The 2,428-nt window shown below is 68.5% G+C and carries 3 protein-coding genes; 1 reads left to right on the forward strand and 2 read right to left on the reverse strand.

The window, feature by feature from the left end; all coding sequences use genetic code 11:
• Positions 1 to 257 (reverse strand): hypothetical protein (locus tag Q1V87_RS15605; protein WP_300594949.1); only part of this gene is annotated, 257 nt, incomplete at its 3' end.
• Positions 258 to 317: 60 nt separating this feature from the next.
• The gene (locus Q1V87_RS15610) at positions 318 to 1,670 is read right to left on the reverse strand and encodes an HNH endonuclease signature motif containing protein (protein WP_300594952.1); all 1,353 of its coding nucleotides are present in this window, start codon (positions 1,668 to 1,670) and stop codon (positions 318 to 320) included.
• A gap of 148 nt (positions 1,671 to 1,818) precedes the next feature.
• Here Q1V87_RS15610 and Q1V87_RS15615 point away from each other — a divergent pair.
• Positions 1,819 to 2,428: PASTA domain-containing protein (locus Q1V87_RS15615; protein WP_300594955.1), on the forward strand; the 610-nt coding region annotated here is incomplete at its 3' end.

Here is a 2,428-nt window from a genome sequence, read left to right on the forward strand (position 1 = left end):
CGGATGATCCTGAGGCTGCCGCAGATCGAGTCGCCGACGGTGTCGCGGAACGACCTCTGCGCGGTCAGGTTGGCGAAGGTGTCGTCGTAGGGGCGCTCGAGGTTCTCGGCGGAGTAGATCCAGGCGGTGAAGAGTTCGGCAGCGCGCCGAGCGTAGGTGGCGGATGCCCGCGGGTCGGCGCGCAGATAGGCTTCGGCGCGCGCAGCGGCGTCACCGACCTGCGGCCACGCTTGCGCGACGAAGTCGAAGTTCCCCACCGAACGGCTCCTCTGTCAGGAGTCGCCGACCGACCCCTTGAGCCGATGCTACTGGGACCGTCAAGCCGCGTCGGGGTAGAAGGTGGGGAGGTGTCGTTCGGGTTTCACGACGTACCGGCGCCCGTGCGGGGAAACCCATTCGAGCGACCCGTCATCGAGGTGGGTGATCTGCCACCCGCCGTGATGCTTCACCGTGTGATGGCCCTGGCACAGCGGGGCCGTGTTCGTCACCGAGGTTTCACCCCCGTCGGCCCACGCGACCGAATGATCGATCTGACACTGCGAGGCCGGTTTCCCGCATCCCGGGCCCATGCACCGGTCAGCCCGCCACTTCACCAATTTCGCCAGCTCCGGTGGCGGCCGATACCTTGTGCGCCCGACCGAGACCACGGCCCCGGTTTCCGGGTGGGTCAGCACCCGGATCCACCCCGACGCGTTACCGGCGAGTTCCCGGGCGGTGTCTATGAGGATCGGACCGACCCCCTCCACCTCCGCAGGATCCGTCACTCCCTCAACACCCAGCAGAGCCAGGGCGGGGACGGTGACCACCACGGTCGCTTGGATGCCCCGCGCACCCTCCGGGTGCTGCGCCACCGTCCCGTCGATGAGCAGGTCACAGAACACGTCAGCCCGAATCTCATCCAGACTCCGCTGCGACCCATCCCCCGGCTCCCCGCCCCGAGTGGCACCGCGCTCGTGGTCACGGATCACCACAGCTTTCTGGGTGACACGCCCGTAGATCGCCTGGGCTTCCACCGACGGAACCAGCGCGTGAACCCACGACATCGAATCCCCCGACGGCTCCACCACGATCCGACGACCCCGCACCGCGGCTTCGTGGCGCTCCGTCAGGCTCGGTGCGGTTTCCCGGTCAATCAGACGGCGTAACGCCCGCCGGAACGACCCCACCGGCAACGACTCCGCGAGCTCCAACGCCCGCCCCACCAGCCGTGCCGCAACCTCCCGGTCCAGGACATCCAGGTCATCGACGAGGATCTCCGCGTGACGGACCGTCACCCCCGCACGAGACAGGGACTCCAACACCGCAGGATACGAGTGGACCAGAGACTCGGCACGGGCGAGCATCATCCCCGCCGCGTTCTCCGTGATCCGCAACGCCGACGCGAGCTCCAGGCGCAGGGACCGCATCACCAGTTCCCGGGAGCCACCCCCGTACCGGGTGACATCATCGAGGGCTTCGAGGCGGAGGTCATCGACCCGGGCTAACCGTTGCGCGGCGAACACCGCCTCCAAATCAGCAGCCTCCAGCACAAGAGCCACAGCGTCCGGACGCGGCGGAACCCACCCCGCCACCTCGGCATCCCACTCCCGCACATCGCTCTCATACAGGAATGCGTCAGCATCCGGAATCCCGGGCCACTGACCCGAATCACCCGCACCGACCGCTTCCATACCCCGACACTACGAGGGGGGTCCGACATTGATCCGGCCGGTGTCGCTGCGCGCAATGTCGGAGGGGTGGTATGTCCTGTTCCACTGGCCAACGGCTGGTGACGTGCGCCGGGGGGTGCGCGCCTAATCCGACCCGAAGGGCGTTCTCATGGATGAGAACAGCAACACCACACCATCGTCCACTCCGGCAGGCTGGTACCCGCATCCGGGCGCCGAGGCCGCGCCCGGCTCCGAAATGTACTGGGATGGAACCATCTGGCGCACCGACCTCGTGCGCCAGCCCGCCGCAACAGATACCGCCGTCCCCGCCGATGCCGCTGTCCCCGCCGCCTCGAAGCGGCCGTGGTACACGCGCAAGGCGGTCATCATCCCGGCCGCAGTCGTCGTCGGCCTGATCGTCATCGGCGGGATCGGCAGCGCGCTGGGAGGCGGGCGGTTGACCTCGGATGCTGCACCCGCCGCACCGGCGCGCACGACCGAGCAGGCGGCCGTCGCCGCCGAGGCCGAGCCCGACCCGGTGCTGATCATCGTGCCGAACGTCGTCGGCATGGATGGCGCGACGGCCCGCACTGTTCTCGAGGCCCTCGGCATCCGGGTCTCTGCCGACGGCGACGAGTCGATGCCGGTGATCGCGCAGGATGTCGCAGAGGGCGCCGAGATCGAGGAAGGCGCGACCGTCACACTGACCCTGGAGGAGAAGCCGCAGCTGACGCTCGGTCAGCAGAACGCGATCAGATCTGCGCAGTCGTACCTGGACT

Origin of the sequence: Microbacterium sp. (assembly GCF_030149085.1) — a bacterium.
Lineage (GTDB): Bacteria > Actinomycetota > Actinomycetes > Actinomycetales > Microbacteriaceae > Microbacterium.

What these genes read in the sequence shown, in the direction of transcription:
- Q1V87_RS15610 (WP_300594952.1), bottom strand. Translation starts at nt 1,670, where the DNA reads ATGGAAGCGGTCGGTGCGGGTGATTCGGGTCAGTGGCCCGGGATTCCG.